Annotated in this window: 15 protein-coding genes and 1 pseudogene; 13 read left to right on the top strand and 3 right to left on the bottom strand. The window is 48.2% G+C overall.

Annotated elements, in window-relative coordinates; translation table 11 throughout:
• Nucleotides 1–178 precede the first annotated feature (178 nt).
• From ACO0K4_RS12595 to ACO0K4_RS12615, 5 genes are all read left to right on the top strand, one after another.
• The gene (locus tag ACO0K4_RS12595) at nt 179–1495 is read left to right on the top strand and encodes a porin (RefSeq protein ID WP_422956985.1); all 1317 of its coding nucleotides are present in this window, start codon (nt 179–181) and stop codon (nt 1493–1495) included.
• A gap of 208 nt (nt 1496–1703) precedes the next feature.
• Nucleotides 1704–2699, top strand: a complete 996-nt coding sequence (locus ACO0K4_RS12600) for an ABC transporter substrate-binding protein (protein WP_422956986.1) — start codon at nt 1704–1706, stop codon at nt 2697–2699.
• Nucleotides 2699–3475, top strand: coding sequence for an ABC transporter ATP-binding protein (locus ACO0K4_RS12605; RefSeq protein WP_422956987.1), 777 nt, complete (start codon nt 2699–2701; stop codon nt 3473–3475). Before ACO0K4_RS12600 ends, ACO0K4_RS12605 begins: the two co-directional genes overlap by 1 nt.
• A 1-nt stretch (nt 3476) precedes the next feature.
• Nucleotides 3477–4361 carry an ABC transporter permease gene (locus tag ACO0K4_RS12610; protein WP_422956988.1) on the top strand — a complete coding sequence of 295 codons (885 nt, stop codon included), beginning with the start codon at nt 3477–3479 and terminating at the stop codon, nt 4359–4361.
• A gap of 128 nt (nt 4362–4489) precedes the next feature.
• The gene (locus ACO0K4_RS12615; RefSeq protein ID WP_422956989.1) at nt 4490–5608 is read left to right on the top strand and encodes an ABC transporter substrate-binding protein; all 1119 of its coding nucleotides are present in this window, start codon (nt 4490–4492) and stop codon (nt 5606–5608) included.
• A 399-nt stretch (nt 5609–6007) separates the two neighbouring features.
• On the opposite strand, the gene ACO0K4_RS12620 is transcribed toward ACO0K4_RS12615, so the two are convergent.
• On the bottom strand, nt 6008–6946 hold the full coding sequence (locus ACO0K4_RS12620) for an AraC family transcriptional regulator N-terminal domain-containing protein (protein ID WP_422956990.1): 939 nt from the start codon (nt 6944–6946) through the stop codon (nt 6008–6010).
• A 152-nt stretch (nt 6947–7098) separates the two neighbouring features.
• On the opposite strand from ACO0K4_RS12620, the gene ACO0K4_RS12625 reads away from it, so the two are divergent.
• From ACO0K4_RS12625 to ACO0K4_RS12645, 5 genes are read left to right on the top strand one after another with little or no spacing between them, the layout of a single operon-like run.
• Nucleotides 7099–7689, top strand: a complete 591-nt coding sequence (locus tag ACO0K4_RS12625) for an NAD(P)H-dependent oxidoreductase (RefSeq protein WP_422956991.1) — start codon at nt 7099–7101, stop codon at nt 7687–7689.
• A 37-nt stretch (nt 7690–7726) separates the two neighbouring features.
• On the top strand, nt 7727–8200 hold the full coding sequence (locus ACO0K4_RS12630; RefSeq protein ID WP_422956992.1) for a (2Fe-2S)-binding protein: 474 nt from the start codon (nt 7727–7729) through the stop codon (nt 8198–8200).
• A gap of 10 nt (nt 8201–8210) precedes the next feature.
• Complete coding sequence (locus tag ACO0K4_RS12635; protein ID WP_422956993.1) at nt 8211–10439, top strand: molybdopterin cofactor-binding domain-containing protein; 2229 nt, start codon at nt 8211–8213, stop codon at nt 10437–10439.
• A gap of 29 nt (nt 10440–10468) precedes the next feature.
• Complete coding sequence (locus tag ACO0K4_RS12640) at nt 10469–10897, top strand: DUF1330 domain-containing protein (protein WP_422956994.1); 429 nt, start codon at nt 10469–10471, stop codon at nt 10895–10897.
• An 11-nt stretch (nt 10898–10908) separates the two neighbouring features.
• Nucleotides 10909–11955, top strand: coding sequence for an XdhC family protein (locus ACO0K4_RS12645; protein WP_422956995.1), 1047 nt, complete (start codon nt 10909–10911; stop codon nt 11953–11955).
• Nucleotides 11956–12107: 152 nt separating this feature from the next.
• Here ACO0K4_RS12645 and ACO0K4_RS12650 read toward each other — a convergent pair whose 3' ends face one another.
• Nucleotides 12108–13001: a LysR family transcriptional regulator gene (locus ACO0K4_RS12650; RefSeq protein ID WP_422956996.1), complete on the bottom strand. Its 894-nt coding sequence runs from the start codon at nt 12999–13001 to the stop codon at nt 12108–12110.
• Between the two features lie 101 nt (nt 13002–13102).
• Here ACO0K4_RS12650 and ACO0K4_RS12655 point away from each other — a divergent pair, with 101 nt between their 5' ends.
• From ACO0K4_RS12655 to ACO0K4_RS12665, 3 genes are all read left to right on the top strand, one after another.
• Nucleotides 13103–13738, top strand: a complete 636-nt coding sequence (locus ACO0K4_RS12655) for an NADPH-dependent F420 reductase (protein WP_422956997.1) — start codon at nt 13103–13105, stop codon at nt 13736–13738.
• 83 nt (nt 13739–13821) lie between these two features.
• Nucleotides 13822–14370, top strand: coding sequence for an ester cyclase (locus ACO0K4_RS12660; RefSeq protein ID WP_422956998.1), 549 nt, complete (start codon nt 13822–13824; stop codon nt 14368–14370).
• Between the two features lie 785 nt (nt 14371–15155).
• Nucleotides 15156–18068: a ligand-binding sensor domain-containing diguanylate cyclase gene (locus ACO0K4_RS12665; RefSeq protein WP_422956999.1), complete on the top strand. Its 2913-nt coding sequence runs from the start codon at nt 15156–15158 to the stop codon at nt 18066–18068.
• Nucleotides 18069–18567: 499 nt separating this feature from the next.
• On the opposite strand, the pseudogene ACO0K4_RS12670 reads toward ACO0K4_RS12665, so the two are convergent.
• A pseudogene (locus ACO0K4_RS12670) lies at nt 18568–18765 on the bottom strand (IS3 family transposase); the annotation flags it as partial.
• Nucleotides 18766–18904 lie beyond the last annotated feature (139 nt).

Here is an 18904-nt window from a genome sequence, read left to right on the forward strand (position 1 = left end):
TAGACTAAATCATTTTGATGCCTCAATAAATGAAACAGTCCTCCCCGTTTCATTTTATCCACACGATACCTATTGAAGGCTGATAGAAGGCTTCATACAACTACATTGGTCTCCGTAGGCTCACGCAACCAACTAATAGGTATGTGAGATACGACTTCATTAATCAGGAGACATTCAAATGAAAAAAAAGTTAATGGCTATGGCCATTTTAGGTGTACTGGCGAGCTCAGTTCAAGCGCAATCAGTTCAGGATTTACAGCAAGCATTGGCTCAAGCACAAAAAGCGGCCGCTGATGCACAAAAAGCAGCTCAACAGGCGCAAGATGCCTTAGCACAAATCCAGCAGGCCACAGTTGCTGCCAAAGAGGCGGCAGAGGTAAGCAAAAAATCCGCAACCGTCAGCCAGCCAGCAGGAGAAGGACTTGTTTATAAAAGTGGTGGCGATACGGTTCGCTTATATGGCTTGATTGATTTGAGCCTCAGTAATAAAAGTAACGCAGATAAAGCCGGTAACAGCCAGAAGGATATGTCCGTCGCTTGGTTTAGCGGCAATCGTTGGGGGATTGAGGGCGAGCATGCTTTAAAAGATACGGGCGGCTTAAAAGCTATTTTTAAACTGGAAAGCGAGTATGAGTTGCCTACTGGGAGCATGGATACCCCTGGTGTTTTGTTTAATCGAGATGCTTGGCTTGGTGTACAAAGTGATAGCCTGGGTAAGTTGACTTTTGGGCGTCAGAATACACTCGCACGTGAATTTTCAAAAATTTATGGCGACCCATATGGAACGGCAGCAGTCACTCTGGATGAAGGCGGGTATTCCAATAATAACGATTTCAAGCAATTAATTTTCTATTCAGGTAGTGCAACGGGCACCCGCTATGATAAGGGTATAGTTTGGAAAAAAGAATTCGGTAATATTGTTGCCGGTGTCGGTTATCAGGTTGGTGGTATTCCTGGAGACACGACAACTGGGACAACCAAGTCTTTGGGATTGGCTTATAACGGTGGCGACGTCAATGTTTCAGGATTCTATAACTCAGCTAACGTCAATGGCTATACGCATTCATCCTATTCCATCGGCGGAAATTACCAATTTGGCATGATGCGCCTCAATGCTGGCTATATCAGTTATAAAGCGGATCAACCTCTAGCCATTGGCAATCGTAGCGACAAAGCCTACACACTGTCCGCTAAATTCACACCTGCTGGCAACTTCGACTATGAATTAGGCTGGCAAACAATGAACGCAGAAAATGCCGCTGTCAACGGCAGTGGTTATGTCCTGAATGCCTATGCGAATACAGGAAATGCAACGAAGACCGCAACAGGGAAGCGTAAGACTTGGTATGGTTCAGCGTTCTATCATTTTGACAAACGCACAGAGCTTTACTTTGCTTTAGATCGTCTTAACACTGACGGCACTTATTTAGCCTCTCAAGCTAATGGATTTAATTCCCAAAATGAATATGCCGTTGGTATGCGGTTCAAATTTTAATCTGCTTAATTATTCGAATTGACATCAGTAGAGGGCAATGTAGGGTGCCCTCTACGTTTAGCTAACTAATTCTAATAACGAGATCAAAAATAGTTAGAGTTCGTAAGCTATTTATAGGTGCTATGCAGAATTATTGTTTAGTGAAAGCTAAATGAAGGAATCAATAAGCCACAATAAAGTAGCAGTCAATATAAAAACGGAGACAACCATGAAATTAACATTGAAGCCTTTGGCGTTAGCAATTTTGCTAACAGCCAGCCTGAACTCAATTGCCGCAGAAAAAATCACCATAATGGTAGGCGGCATAGAAAAACAAATATATCTTCCTGCCAAACTAGCAGAGCAGCTGGGCTATCTTAAGGAAACCGGTCTTGATATCGAGCTCCTGAGTGAGCCTGCTGGCGTGAATGCAGAGACAGAAATGTTATCCGGTGCAGCTCAAGGAGTGGTCGGATTTTATGATCACACCATTGATTTGCAAGCACGTGGAAAATTGGTGCAATCAGTTGTGCAGTTCAGTCAAGCTCCTGGTGAGGTCATTTTAGTTTCTAAGGCTGCAGCTAAAGATATTAAATCTCCTGCTGATTTTAAAGGAAAGACGTTAGGCGTTACAGGATTAGGATCCTCTACAAATTTCCTGACGCAATATCTTGCTGCTAAAGCGGGTATTAAAAACAGCGAATTCACTACTTTGCCGGTAGGTGCGGGATCTACGTTTATCGCCGCAATGGCGCAAAACAAAATTGATGCAGGTATGACGACTGAGCCGACAATATCTCGCCTGGTATCGACAGGAGCAGCAACTATTTTGGTCGATCTTCGTACGGTCAAAGAAACCGAGGCAGCGTTAGGCGGAACCTATCCTGCTGCATGTTTGTATATGCCAACTGCTTGGGTCAGTACGCATAAAGATCAGGTCCAGAAAATTGTAAATGCGTTCGTTAAAACCTTAAAGTACATCAAAACGCATACGGCAAAAGAAATTGCGGAAAAAATGCCCGCTGATTATTACGCCTCAAATAAACAAATGTATATCGATGCACTAGAGGCTAGCAAACTGATGTTCACACCGGATGGCGTGATGCCAGAAAACGGCCCCGCAACTGTATTGAAAGTACTAAACGGTTTTGATAAGGCTGTTCAAGGAAAAACAATCAATCTGGCGAATACTTTTACCTCTGATTTTGTGAAAGCTGCAAAATAATGAAAAACGTTGCAATAGAGTTGACCAATGTCAGTAGAAAATTTATCAGTCCATCTGGAAAAGTAACGCTGGCCTTAAAAGATTTTAGTTTGACTGTTAATGAGGGAGATTTTTGCGCCATTGTTGGTCCAACAGGATGCGGAAAATCAACGACGCTAGGCATGATTACGGGTCTTAACCCTCCTTCATCTGGGAGTGTCAGGGTCTTCGGTAAACCTGTTATGGGTATCGATCCCAACATCGGATTTGTTTTTCAGGCCGATGCGGTATTTCCATGGAAAAGTGTGATCGATAACGTAGCAATTGGTCCTATTTATCGTGGAGTCGATAAGCAAACTGCTCAAGGTATGGCGGCAGAATGGGTTCGTCGAGTCGGGTTATCTGGGTTTGAACATCATTATCCACATCAACTATCCGGTGGTATGCGAAAGCGAGTTGCGCTGGCTCAAACTTTTATTAATGAACCCAAGATATTGCTAATGGACGAGCCTTTTTCAGCCTTAGATGTGCAGACGCGCGCACTGATGCAGGAGGAGCTACTTGGGCTTTGGTCTGAGAAAAAAGCATCTGTTGTGTTTGTGACTCATGACATAGAAGAGGCGATTGCATTGGCAGATCGTGTGATTGTTTTGTCTAAGGGTCCTGGATCCGTGAAGAGTAGTTATGAAATTCCGTTAGCACGTCCACGAGATGTCTCTGAGGCTCGCTATACCAATGAATTTATTCATCTCTCCAAGCAGATTTGGTCCGATTTAAAAGATGAAGTGCAAATCTAAAATGGAATCAATGACTATGAACACTTCAACTATCAAACAAACTTTGAATCAGTCTGCCAATGGCGACGAGGAGAGAAAAGCTATTGCTCGAGCAACCAATCATAGACGGCTAGTCATATTTCTACGTATTGCTCTAGCTGTTGCCACGTTAACCGGATGGGAATTAGCAGTTAATTGGGGATTGATGGATGTATTTTTCTTTTCAAAACCATCGGCAATTTACGAACAATTAGTCATTTGGCTGACTGAAGGCACTGCTCAGGGGCCCTTATGGCGTGAATTAATGGTAACAATGGAAGAGACGGTTCTTGGATTTTTAATTGGGAGTTTACTCGGAATATTTTTTGGCATTGCACTTGGACGTAACAAACTGGCAGCCGATGTATTTAGTATTTACATTAAAGTCGCGAATGCAATTCCTAGGGTCGTCTTGGGATCGATATTTATTATTATGTTTGGATTGGGAATGGGATCCAAAGTTGCTCTTGCCGTAGTCATGGTTTTTTTTGTTGTTTTCGGTAATGCGTTTCAAGGTGTTCGTGAAGCAGATAAAAATCTTATTGCCAATGCTTATATTCTTGGTGCGAGTAAGAGGCAGGTAACATTCTCTGTCGTATTTCCATCAGCATTAACTTGGATTCTGGCAAGCTTACACGTTAGTTTTGGTTTTGCTTTAGTCGGTGCGGTTGTTGGAGAGTTTCTTGGCGCCAGGCATGGCATTGGTTTGTTAATTGCAACGGCTCAAGGTACGTTTAATGCTGCGGGCGTATTTGCCGCAATGATCGTACTAGCTATTGTGGCCCTCGCTGCTGAATATTTGCTGACTGCCATAGAAAATAAATTATTGAAATGGCGCCCGGCACAATTTGTTGAACAAGGTATGTGATTTATTTTATGAAATTGTAAATTTGTCTTTTGCCCGCTTTCGCGGGCATTTTTTTGTATGCATTCATTTCATTTTTGATGGTGCAAAGCAGTAAAAAATTAACTTATAAATATCAGGAGACAATAATAATGAAAACAATATTAGTTCTTGCTTTAGCTGTTTTCTTCAATTCAGCACAAGCCGTCGATAAAACAACTCTAGAAAAAATTGTAATTGGTCAGTCTGTCGAATTATCAGGAGAGGCAACAGGAAAAGAAAATATGGAAGGTGCTCAAGCTTACTTCAAATGGGTTAATTCTCAAGGAGGTGTTTATGGGCGTCAAATTGAACTAAAGACTTACGATGACAAGCGAAAACCAGATATTACAAGAACAAATACAGAAAAATTAATTAAAGAAGATCACGCATTAGCTTTGTTTGGTTACCGTAGTACACCTACGGTGGAGGCTGCATTACCATTACTCATATCTGAAAAAATTCCCATGATCGCGCCGTTTTCTGGCGCTCAGGTATTGCATCAACCGCTTAATCCTTACCTCTTTCATTTGCGTGCCAGTTATCAGGACGAAACCAAAAAAATGGTAGAGACTTTGATGCCTCTAGGAATAAGCCGGATTGCTATTTTGTATCAGGACGATTCGTTTGGAAAAGATGGATTGGTCGGCTTTAAACAGAGTTTAGCTTTAAATCGTGTTAAAGCCTTAGTTGAGGCAAGTTACGACAGAAAAGACTTAAAAATAGACAACGCAGTGAATCTGATCGCCTCTGCGAACCCACAAGCCGTACTAATGGCATGCACTCCATCAGTATGTGCGGACTTTGTGAAGCAAGTTCACACGAGGAATTTTTATCCTAGATTCTTAATGTTATCTAATGTCAGTTCCGATAGTTTTTTTAAGTCACTTGGCGATGACGGTCGAGGTGTCGGCATTATGCAGGTTATGCCTTATCCGAAAGATATTGGTGTATTAGTAGTCAGAGAATTTCAGCATGTCTTAAAGGGAATGGATAATCCACCACCGATCTCCTACGCGACATTAGAGGGTTTTGTCGCGGCAAAATTATTGACAGAAGGCTTACGGCGCGCTGGGCCGTCCGTCAATAGAGAAAAATTGATGGCGGCATTTAATAGCATGCGTAATTTTGATCTTGGAGGAGTGAAAGTGACATATACGCCAAATTCACATGAGGGCTCAAAATTTGTTGAGTTAACCGTTGTGGGGAAAAATGGTGTGATTCAACGGTAGTGTATAGCGAACAGCCCTTCGATACCAATGCCATTCAGGTAAATCGTATGCCACAGGGCTCATTTGCGAACAAGGTTCTAGTTACCTCCAGCGTGGGACTATAAAAGAATATACTATTCACCTAGTACGATAGCTGCCAGCCCGCTGATTTCCAACACTGTGTGGCCGGTGTCTTTTTACCTCAATTAGTTTATTCGCGCACAGAAGTGCACGATATGCCCGGTTGCGTTGTCAATTCATGGTCATACGGAATCGTGTAAGCTGCAAATCAATAATTTATTACTTCAGATTGAGGTCTGCATCTTCACTGGCGAGTGAGCGTATAAGGGTGTGGTGCTAACAGGGATTGGGGGGCATATCTCTAGAAGAGGCAAGGTGGTTCGTCGAAGAGTTTCATACTCATAAAGTTAAACGCACCCGCTTTAGATCCCTCAAAGGCGGAGCCCCAAACAAGCGGGTGTATTCACGACTGAACTGTGACGCGCTTTCATAGCCTACCCGCAAAGCGGCGCTGCTGGCGTCGATGTCTTCATTGAGCATCAGTTGCCGTGCATCTTGCAGCCGCAAATGCTTCAGGTATTGCAAGGGACTCATTCCGGTGACTGCACGAAAATGCTGGCGGAAGGTGGATGGGCTCATGTGGGCTTTGTCTGCCAGCTCATCCATGGCGATATCTTCGGTGTAGTGCAGTTTCAACCAGGTGATGAGCTTGGCGATTTGCTGGCCCGGTGAACCTGCCGTCATCAAATGGCGCAATGCCGGGCCATGTTCACCATTGAGCAGGCGCACGATGATCTCTTGCTGTATCAGCGGTGCGACCAGAGGTATCAGTTGCGGTTCATGTTGCAGGCGCACCAGCCGGGTAATGGCATCGAGCAAACCATCGTCCACGGTCACGACTGACATTGCCAGTGATGTTGATGCTTTCAGCGGTGCAGAGAAATTCATTTCGGCAGCGCACTGGGTAATGACACGGGCATCCAGTGCCAGGCCCATTCCCAGAAATGGTTGCGCGCTGCTGGCACGCGTCACGTAAGACACCACCGGCAAGTCCAGCGAAGTCACCAGCGATTGCCCGGGTGCGTAGTCAAAAATCTCTTCCCCCAGCAAGACGCGCTTACCACCCTGCACGGTTACACCCAGGCTCAGGCCATAGATGCAGGGCATGGGATCGGTCGTTTTACTGCGCCTGTACATTAACAAGCCAGGAATATGGGTCGTATAGTCGCCATCGGTTTGGGCAATATTGCTGACCAGTGCGGCCAATGCCTGGCCATTCACAGTGAGGGTTTGATGTCCGGTTTGCATGGTGTCGCCAGTGAATTCTTGAATAGTCATAGCCTACCATTTTCAATGCCATGTTTCGCATTTCTGCTGATGAATCATCAAATTGGGCAAGAAATGCATCGGATCAGGCAAACGGCTTTTATGACACCTGGCACACAATAGCCGTCAATAAAAGTATTCCGGTAAATCAACAGGACTTATCAATGAAACACGCACTGATCATCAACGCACACCAGTTTTATGAAGGCATTTCCACTGGCAAGCTTAACCATAGCATGGCCGACATCATCAAGACCGAGCTGCAAAACCGCGACTACCAGGTCAGGCAAACCCAGATCGAGCAAGGCTATGACATCAATGCCGAAGTGCAGAATCACTTGTGGGCTGACCTCATCATTTTGCAGTCACCCGTGTACTGGTTTGGCATGCCGTGGATATACAAGAAGTATGTTGATGAAGTTTTCACGGCAGGCATGATGCAGCAAGGCTTCCTGGATGGCGATGGCCGCACGCGTGAAGACCCCAGCAAGCAATATGGCAGCGGTGGCAAGTTACATGGCAAGAAATATATGTTGTCACTGACCTGGAATGCACCTGCAGAAGCCTTTGGCGACACCGCGCAATCTTTATTTGAAGGCAAGACGGTTGACGATGTCTTTGTTGCCAATACAGCCAATTACAAATTCTGTGGAATGGATGTCTTACCCGCTTTCTCTTGCCATGACGTGCTGAAACAGCCTGATATTGAGAATGACATCGCAAGGCTGCGCGCCCACCTGGCAAATGCCATCTGAATAAATACCAAGGCTCTTACCCATACCGGAGGTTTTCATGATCAACACTACCATTAATGGCAAGAATACCAGCGTCGATGTCACACCCGACACACCCGTGCTGTGGATGCTGCGCGATGCGCTGCAACTGACAGGCACCAAGTTTGGTTGCGGTGCCGCCTTGTGCGGTGCCTGCACCGTGCATCTGGATGGCCAGGCGATACGCTCTTGCGTCACGCCAGCTTCTGCCGTGCAAGGCAAGAAGCTCACCACCATAGAAGCAGCAACGGGTGGTAACGACAAAGTGGGTAATGCCGTCAGCGCGGCCTGGATCAAGCATGATGTGGCGCAATGTGGTTATTGCCAAAGCGGGCAAATCATGAGTGCCACTGCTTTCCTGAAATCCCTGCCACGCGGCAAACAACCGACTGCTGCTGAAATCGACAGCGCCATGGCGGGCAATATCTGTCGCTGCGGTACTTACGCCCGCATCCGCGCAGCCGTCGCCGATGCAGCCAAAGCCATTATCTAAAGGAAACACTATGTTGCCGAATATCGATTACAGCGAAATGCCGCGTGCCTTGCAACACATGCTGGAGCGCGATCAGTCCGCTAAAATTCTCCCTCTCAACCGTCGCAGCTTTCTCAAATTTGCCGGTATAGGTGGCCTGGCTCTGGGAGCCTTTCCCCACCTTGCGCTGGCACAGGCGGCTACTGCCTTGAAACCGACTCAGCAGCCATCTGCTTTCGTGCAAATCGCTACAAACGGTGAGGTCACGGTCATCATCAACCGGCTGGAATTTGGCCAGGGTGTGCAGACTGCCTTGCCGATGATACTGGCAGAAGAACTGGATGCAGACTGGAATCTGGTGCGCAGTCGCCATGGCAGCAGTGATGCGGCCTATCACGACCCCTTCTTTGGCATCCATCTGACCGGCGGTTCCAATTCCGTCAAGAACAGTTTCTTGCAATATCGTGAACTGGGTGCACGCGCCCGCGCCATGTTGCTGGCTGCGGCGGCAGCGCACTGGAATGTCGATTTGGCCACGCTGCGCACGCAGGCAGGTAATGTGATTGCCGCCGATGGCCGCAAGCTGGGCTATGGCGAACTGGCCGAAGCTGCGATGGCATTGCCCGTACCTGAAAAAGTCGAACTCAAAAACCCCAAGGACTTTCGCCTCATCGGCCAGCCAACCAGCCGCCTGGATGCCCGCGCTAAAAGCAGCGGCAAACAGGATTATGGTATCGACATGCACTTGCCCGGCCAGTTGACCGCCGTGGTAGCACGCCCACTAGTATTTGGCGCAAAACTGAACACTGTCGATGACAGCGCAGCGCGCGCCATCAAGGGTGTGAAGGCTGTTTTCCGCCTGCCGCTGGATCGTGGTGCCGAAGGCGTCGCCGTAGTGGCCGATGGCTATTGGGCCGCCAAACAGGGGCGCGATGCCTTGAAGCTGGAATGGGACACCGCCAGTGTCGAAAAGGTTGACAGCACAAAACAACTGGCTGATTACCGCAAGCTGGCCAATGAGCCCGGCGCGCGCCGCTTTGATGCCGACATGGTAGCACTGGACACTGCGCCCAGACACCTGGAAGCGGAAATCATTTTCCCCTACCTCGCGCATGCCGCGATGGAACCGCTGAACTGCACGGTTGCCCTGAAGGATGGCGCTGCGGACATCTACACAGGCTCACAAAGCCCCGGCCTGGATGCAGCAGCCGTGGCACGCACGCTGGGCATCAAGCCTGAGCAAGTGGCCATGCATGTGCAAATGGCAGGTGGTGGCTTTGGCCGCCGCTTTGCCAGCAGCAGCGACTTTGTGGTCGAAGCCTGCGAAATCGCCAAGGCCACCCGCGCTGCAGGCTTGAATGTGCCGGTGCGCACCGTCTGGAGCCGTGAAGACGACATGCGCGGCGGCTATTATCGCCCCATGCACTTGCACCGCGCCCGCATAGGTTTTGATGACAAGGGCAAGGTATTGGCATGGGACCATGTAATTGTTGGCCAGTCGATCACCGCTGGCACCGTGTTTGAGCAATTCCAGGTCAAGAATGGAATTGATGGCACAGCGACTGAAGGCATGCGTGACCCCTACCCTTTCCCCATGCGCCTGACTGTGCATCACCCAAAACTGAATGTGCCAGTGTTGTGGTGGCGCAGCGTGGGTTCTACCCACACCGCCTTTGTCATGGAAACCCTGCTGGACGACATAGCCCGCGCTACCAAACAAGACCCGGTGGCTTATCGCATGAGCCTGTTTGGCGACAAGCACCCGCGCCACCGCGCAGCCCTGCAACTGGCCGTGGATAAAAGCGGCTATGGCAAGAAGCGCCTGCCAGCCGGTCGTGCCTGGGGTGTGGCCGTGCATGAATCATTCTCTACCGTGGTGGCCTATGTGGTCGAGGCGACCATGCAGCAAGGCCGCCCGGTACTCAAAAAAGTGACGGCAGGCGTGCATTGCAACCTGGCAGTCAACCCACGCACTATCGAAGCACAAGTGCAAGGTGCTGCGGTAATGGGGCTGAGCATGTGTTTGCCGGGCGCAGCCATCACGCTCAAGGATGGTGTGGTCGAGCAAAGCAATTTTGGTGACTATACAGTGGCACGCATGACCGACATGCCCGCCATCGAGGTGCATGTGGTACCCAGCGCCGAACCACCAACCGGCATGGGTGAACCCGGCTTGCCACCACTGGCACCGGCCTTTGCCAATGCGATAGCCAAGCTGACTGGCAAACCTGTGCGCCAGTTGCCGTTCAACTTGGCGTAGTCTATCCATAACCCGATTCAGTGACCAATATGAGCAAACTTATTACACGCATCGCCCCCAGACTCACCCTTGGGCTTGCCATCGCACTTGTCACGGCCACAGGACATGCGCAGGAAGCGACACCGTCTACGGACGCGCCTATCCCGGCTGGCAAGACGGTGCCAGGCTACCTGATCGCCAACTTTACGATCCATGATCAGGCGATGTTCCAGAAGTACCGTGACGCCGTTCGCCCTATCTCGCTGAAATACAAAGGCAAGGCTATCGTCTTCAATCCGGATGCAAGAAAGGTCGAAGGTAATCCACAAATGGTAACGGTCGTCGTCGAGTTCCCCAGTCTGGCCGATGTCGAGAGCTTTTACTTTTCGCCTGAGTACACTGAGGTAAAGAAGCTGCGTATTGCATCAACCGAAGGTTCGATCGTGCTGACCCAAGGTTTAATTCCACCCGTGAATTGAGTACCCACACCATGGAAGACATCGACACCCTGGTCTTGCGCACTGCGCTGAGCTGGCATGCGCAAGACTTGCAAGTCATCCTCGTCACGGTGGCGCGCACCTGGGGTTCTTCACCACGCCCACCAGGGTCGCTGATGGCGATCAATGGGCGCGGTGAAACCGTGGGCTCGGTATCGGGTGGTTGCATAGAAGATGATCTCATCCACCGCATCCGGGAAGAAGGTGTGCAGGCTGTCTGTGCAGGCAACCTGCCGCTGGTGCTGCGCTATGGCATCTCTGCCGACCAGGCGCACCGCTTTGGCCTGCCCTGCGGCGGCACGGTAGAGCTGGTGCTGGAACCTGTCTCGGCACATAGCCGTCTGGATGAATTATTGCAGGCTTGCGAACAGCGTCGCAGCGTTGAGCGCACACTGGATTTGCTAACCGGCCATGCAGCCCTGCAAGCAGGCCAGTATGATGGTTTGCCAAGGCTGGATGATCACAAGCTTGTCACTTACCTCGGCCCTCAAGCCCGCATCATCGTCATCGGTGCCAGTGACCTCTCGCGTTACCTGTGCCAGTTTGCACTGAGCCTGGGTTTTGCCGTCATCGTCTGCGACCCGCGTGAAGAATACCGCGCCAGTTGGCAATTGCCAGGTGTCGTCGTCAGTGATGAAATGCCGGACGACCTGATACTGCGCCTGCAACCAGATAGCCGTACCGCCATCATCGCCCTGACGCATGACCCAAAGCTTGATGACCTGGCCCTCATCGATGCCCTGCAATCAAATGCCTTCTACGTCGGCGCAATCGGTTCACGCCGCAACAGCCAGCAAAGGCGCGAACGCCTGCACACCCATTTTGACATCCCCGAAGCCGCCCTGAAAACCCTGCATGGGCCAGCAGGCCTGTACATAGGCAGCAAGACCCCAGCAGAAATTGCACTGTCCATTATGGCAGAAATTGTGGCGCTGAAGAATGGCATACCGCAGCCAGCAAGCACGCCCGTCGTGCTTGGCAAGACGATGTATGAAAGCCAGCAGCATCAGACTACAAACACTGCGCCTTGCACCATTTGACCGTGAAAGGCATTGCGTGAATTGATTTGGCCCCGGGCTTATCTATAGACAAGCCATAGCACAATGCCATACGCCATCCATTGACGGATACTTGAGTCAATCACCCTGGATGTCATCGTTCGCCTTGGCATAGGCAGGCATTAATACAGGCATTAAATCAGTCGGGACCCAAAAGTGCTCACTGCAAAATCCAGAAAACTTCTCAGCTTGGGAGTCATTCGCCGGTCCGGCGCATAGAGAATGTGCAAAGGTCTGGTTGGCACCTCATAATCCTGTAACACAGGTACCAGGCGACCTGAGTCCAGTTCGGCCTGCACCAGCTCTATCGGCTGCAGCATGATTCCAAGCCCGGAAATGGCGGCGGCTAGCAATGCTTCGCCACTGTCCACCATCAAGCGTCCTGATATGGGCACTGAAATACGACCATCCGCACTATCAAATAACCAGTGGGTCCGCAGAGTGGTATGTGAAAACATCAGGCATTCATGTTGCTGAAGATCCATTGGCGTTGTGAGCGGTGGGCCAGACGCGAGGTAAGAGGGGGCAGCACACATCATCAGGCGATAGGGTGCCAGTGATCTGGCCATCAAGCCGCTGTCTGATAATTCACCTATCCGAAAGATGGCATCATAACCTTCGTCAATGAGGTCAACCATGCGATTGGACAAGGTGAGTTCGACCGTGACATCAGGAAATTTTTTCAGGTATTCATGCAGTTTAGGTGCCAGAGCGTGAATGCCGAAAGTGACTGGCGCATTGACCCGGATACGCCCACGCGGTACAGCGCGAGTTTCCTCCACAAGCGACTCTGCAGCCTCAACCTCGGCCAGGATAATTTTGGCGCGTTCATAAAAGAGCTTGCCAATTTCGGTCAGGCTATGGCGTCTGGTTGTGCGGTTCAGTAATCGTACCCCCAGGTTTTGTTCCAGCACCATGACGTTTTTCCCGACTAGCTGTGGCGAAATCTTCAGTTCATCGGCTGCAGCCGAAAAAGACCCCAGCTCTATGGCTTTGACGAAGATGTGCATGCTGGTGAGCCTGTCCATTATAAACACCTTGTTTTTAGTGATTAAATATTATAGACATTTATCACGAATTGTTTTCATTTTATAGTGAACTCCTCATAAATACTTTTGGAGAAATCAAAATGAAAATCGCTGTTATTGGTACCGGCAACATGGGAGCTGCTCTTGCCAGCCTGTTTTCTGAGGTGAATCTTGACGTGGTCATTGGGCATCGCGAACCTGCCAACGCGGCGGCATTGGCTGCCAAGTTGGGTGCCCACGTGCAAGCTGGTGGCATTGAGGCAGCATGCAGGCTGGCTGATATCGTGTTTTTGGCCTTGCCTTTTGGGGCGGTGGCAGACGTGTTGCAAGCGGCAGGCGACCTGTCAGGAAAGGTGATCGTCGATATCACCAATCCCATCAGCGCTGATTTCAAAAGCCTGTTGATTGGTCACACGACATCCGCTGCAGAAGAAATCCAGGCGCTGGCACCAACGGCCAAGGTCGTTAAAGCATTCAACACAATTTTTGCTCAATTGCTGCCTGTTGAAGCGCGCAAGCAAAATGTCTTGCAGGTGTTTGTGGCGAGCGACGATGCCATCGCCAAAGACGCAGTATCACAACTGGTCAGTCAGGTCGGTTTCGAAGCAATTGATGCCGGGCCGCTGAGTAATAGCCGGTTTATCGAACCAATTGGAGAAATGAATATCCATTTCGGGTACTTCCTTGGCTGGGGCCCCACGGCAGCACCAACGTGGATCAGGCTTGGGCAGAGCTAACGCATTTCTCACACCACACGCTTAGCGATGTCGGTTACCACGGCTGCTGCAAATTTCCAACTTTTTTCGACACGACTGGATTAATGATGATTACTTCCCGTATTAAATCTACAGTACTGATGGCTTTTACTGTGCCACTCATAGCAATGGCAGCAGAACCCGCGACGACAACAAAATTATCTGCTCAGCAGTTAAAACTCAATGCTGACGTCATTGCAGAAGCACAGGCAAATCGCCTGTGCATGCAAAGCTTTGTGAAATTTATTAATACCGCAGATGTGAAGCTGGCCTCTGAACTGGTTTCGCCCAAAGCAATATTTTATGTGCCTGGCCGTGCAGAACCTGTGAGTGGCCCTGCAGGTTATCTGGACATCATTCACATGATGCGCTCTGGTTTCCCCGATATTCAATGGACACTGGAGGAGACCGTTGCTGAAGGCGACAAAGTGGTAGCCCGCTTCACCATGCGTGGTACCCACCTGGGGACTTTCTTCGGTGTACCAGCATCTGGCAAGAAGATTGCAGTACAAGCATTGAATATCTATCGGTTCTCTGATGGGCAGATTGTCGAGGAACGTGGGCAACCAGATCTGCTTGATTTATTGCGACAGCTTGGTGCCGTTACTAAGTAGTCGTTATTTGCAACTGATACAACACTCTTTAATCGGGAGCGCGAACACTCTGCACAAAATCTATGTAATTTTTAAACACCAACCTACCTAACAATCACTGGCTTACGTCGATGATCCTTAGTTTTTATAACAACCTATAGTATGTGATACGAATGCTACCAAGATTCTTGTACTGGTTTTTATCTAATGTGACCTCGCCTCAGTATCATCATGTAAAAAAGTAATTTGCTCTTGATTGCGGTTAAATTAATGGCTGATAAAGAAGACTAGTTTTTTTTGCGAGCACTGGATAGCACAGGGAAGTTTAAGACGCGTATTAAGGATGCTATTTGGGAGCGATTGAAGACGGTGTATAACCGCTTCAATCGCCGGACGTACAGAGGGCTGTGGCGAAATTTCGTTCGAGCTCACCAGCATGCGAGCGGAGCTCGGACTGGAGAAGAGTGGGCTATTGGCAGGCGGGTGCCAGTCCAGTTATTTACAAAAAATCCAATAGCAATAAAATCAATCCGGAATTTAATTCGCATTTATGCAGACAACGCCACTTGGTTGAAAACCCTTTTGTAGATTGAAGCATTTGCGTAGCATCGCTACTTGTTTTGAAAAATTGATGCTTAATTTCAAAGCTATATTTTTTATCGCATGTACTTTTACCTGGATTAAATTGAAATGAGGACCCGCCCTAAAATCAGTTCCAGATTTTGGTATATAACACGGGTAAAATTAGTGGAAAGCTGAATTAAGATTTTGTTGATTTGAGCAACTTTTCTGATAAGGTTTTTCATATGTTTGTCTGCCCCCGCATCTTTGTTGCCAATCTAATCTTATGGCCTTGGCTGGCTTGGGCGCAGCAAATGCCGCTCCGATATTTTAGCCAACAGGATGGTCTGAATAATCTATCGATTAGCGCAATGGCTTTTGATAAGACGGGTTATCTTTGGACAGGTACTGAAAATGGGTTATTTCGCTTCAATGGTGCAGGCTTCCAGCATTTTTCAAAAGAATCAGGAATAACAGAGCCTTTCGTGACAGCTGTCTATATTGATAGGCAAGACCGACTATGGGTTGGAAGTTACGATAATTTATACCTTAAATCAGGTGAACGTTTCGTTCCAGTCTTAAATGCACGAAACAAAATAAATATATGGCCGGGACAAAATTTTGCGACCTTACCTGATGAAAGGCTTCTAGTTGTCGGTGACCGACATCTGTATTCGCTCACACTGCTTGATGGCAATCCGCAGGCCCATCCTTTCTTTTCTGATGAACAGGTTCGACAACAGCCGGCATTGGGAGACATTCTCAGCATCCATGCTGATGCGAATGGGACGTTGTGGATGGGGTGTCGCCAGTCACTTTGTGAGTTAGGGGCGCAAGGACTTAAAGTCTGGGGCAGTACGCAAGGAGTGCCAGATGACCAGTGGAATAGTATTATCAGTGACAATAGGGGACAGTTATGGGTGCGTGGAAGTCATCACATAGTTTCGTTGCCATCGCAGGCGATTCGCTTCATTGACCGCACTCCACCCGGCAATATTCTCCAGAAAATTGTATTGTTGACGCCATTAACGATTGACGCAGAAAACCGTGTTCTCAGCAGTTCCGACCAAGGCTTAATTCGCTGGAGCAAAGAACGCTGGGAAGTGTTTGATGCGCGGAATGGTTTGAGAACAGGAGGCGGTCTCAATGCCTTATTATTTGACAGAGATGGTGGTATGTGGATGGGGGTGCGTGGGCATGGTCTGATCAATTGGCTAGGATACGGAAACTGGGAAAATTGGACCAAGGCGGAAGGCATGCCAGATGATGTCGTTCTATCCTTCTTGCGGGATCAGACTGGCACATTTCATGTCGGCACACGTTCTGGACCAGCACGCATGAAGCAAGACGAAGGGCGATTTGTATTGGGCAAGAGTGAGCATGTCCACAATAGTCATCAATGGGCAAGAATGGTATTGGATAATGACGGAGCAGTATGGAGCTCGACTTATTCGGGCTTGTTGATGCGATATGATGCTGCAACTGGCAAAAATATGAAGGTGACAACACTGTCTTTGATTTCGGCTATGCTCGCTGACCGTAATGGTCTGCTTTGGCTGGCGACAGCGAAAGGTATATTTACTGTTGACACACACTCACATGACAAAGCCGCACGGCAATCTGCCGCACTCAAAACGGTACTGGGTTCTAAGAGTGAACAGTTTCTTGATCTTTGCCAAAATACTAGCGGCGATATCTGGTTCCTTTCTGAACATCGCTTGTTGCGCTTCGATGGAGTTCATTGGAATAGTTTTCTTATCGGCGTGGAAGGAGATGGCGCGGCAATGGGAATCATCAATTGTGCTAGTGATGGAACCTTGTGGTTGGGGAGTGACCAAAACCTGTGGCAAGTTGTGCCCAGCAAAAATGGTATTCAGATCACTCAACAGGATGTGCCACTGTTACACGGTAAAATTTTGCTCTCTATGCATGAAGACCGTCGTGGCTGGTTATGGATAGGGACTGATGCAGGCATCGCAGTATGGAATAAAAAGCAATGGCGTACCTTCAACCAAAATCATGGCCTAGTATGGAATGATATCAACGGTCACGCGTTTTATGAGGATACGGATGGCTCAATGTGGATTGCAACAAGCAATGGCATGTCACACCTGCGTCAACCAGAGCGATTGTTTCTGTCGCAACAATTGAATGTGCTGATAGAAAATGCCAGCCAGGACGGCAAGTCGTACTCCACAAATCAGCCATTGCATTTGGCATGGTCCCGGGAGCCGCTGCAACTGACGCTGGCCAGCCTCAGCTTTCAGAACCGCGCGGCACTCAAGTTTCATTACCGTTTAGCTGGACTAGAAAAAAACTGGTCAGAGTCGTTTTCGGCGGATATACGCTATACCGCGCTGCCACCAGGTCGTTACCAGTTAGAATATTTTGTAAAAAATATAGAATCGCAAACGGCATCCCCATTGATGACGCAGGCATTGTTAATTCAACCTCCTTGGTGGCGAACTGTCCCATTTTATTTTTTATGTAGTTTTGTGATGATCTTTTTTCTGCGCACTCTATATCGTTACAGACTGCGTAAATTGACTACACGACAGTTGGAAATGGAGGTGCTAGTAAGTGAGCGTACGCGTGAACTCGAACTTTCCCGAGAAGAATTACGTGCACGCGCTCTAAGGGACGGTTTGACCAAAGCGTGGAATCGTTCAGCATTAATCGAAATTCTTGATAAGGAATTGTCAAAAGCAACGAGACAACAAACGTCATTACTATTGATCATGTTGGATCTAGATCACTTTAAACGTATCAACGACACCTATGGGCATCCAGCCGGTGATGCTGTGTTGCAAGAAGTAGTGCGACGTTTGGAAGGCGTCGTGCGACCGTATGATTCCGTGGGGCGTTATGGTGGTGAGGAATTCCTGGTTCTACTACCAGGGCTAGATCTGAGCAAAGGAAAAAATCGTGTTGAGGTTCTTCATCAGATAATACAATCAGAAGTCATACCGATCGGGGAGCAAACAGCGATCACTGTTACAGCTAGCTTTGGGGTTATCGTATTTAATCCAGTATTTCCTCAAACCTCATCTGAGATGATTGCTCAGGCAGACTTAGCTTTATATCGTTCGAAAGAACAGGGGCGCAACCGGATTGAATATGCCAGTCTTGAAAAGAGTAGTCCTGAGCGAGAGAACTGACTTTTCACCAATCAAGGAAAGGGTTCCAGGTACAGATCAATATGAATTTAATTAATAATTACAAGTACATTTCGACCACTACAGAACTACAACTTATCATTTAAAACACCAGTATTAATCGTCAAATTACGATTAGATTAGCAAAGAAAAGCCATCATTTATTGGGGATAATTTATTTTAATAACATCTACATTCATCTGATTGGATTGTGATAATCCATTTAAAATAAATAATTTACATTAATCACAAAATTGCTCTGGGATTGATTGCCGTAATTTGAGTTTCTGCTGCTATTTCCCCCCGTAATATTCCATGCAAATTGCAGTTTCTATGCAGCGAAATTTGCACCAAATCCAATTCGGGAATCAGGTCTGTTGATCGCGTAATATGTTGTTTTAGCAGATAGTGATCTAAGTAGACCAACATGGACGAATATGTCCAGATACGTCAGAAGCTAACAGTCACCATTGACTTCAATATATGCAGTTTTAACACCCTGTCCACTTTCACGCATGAGCCTTTCAACGCGCTCCTTGCTAGCAGTAAAACCTCGCAGCCGCAGTTCACGCGCCATGCGCGGGCCGCCGTAAGCACCTTTGAGCTCGGCATGAATGGCGCGGATTACAGCAAGCATCTGCGTATCCGTCAATCGTTTGCTTTCAGGTGTGCCGCCACGCTTCCACGCCCGATAGCCGCTGCCAGTAATTTTGCTATTTAAACAAGAGGGGAGGTTTAACTTTCGAGATCCCATGTGCTGATCACAGTGAATATGAGTTCGACTCTCAATTACATAGTCAACCAAGATACCAAATGCAAAAATAAATTTCCTCAATTCA

Origin of the sequence: Undibacterium sp. RuTC16W (assembly GCF_049339445.1) — a bacterium.
GTDB lineage: Bacteria > Pseudomonadota > Gammaproteobacteria > Burkholderiales > Burkholderiaceae_D > Undibacterium.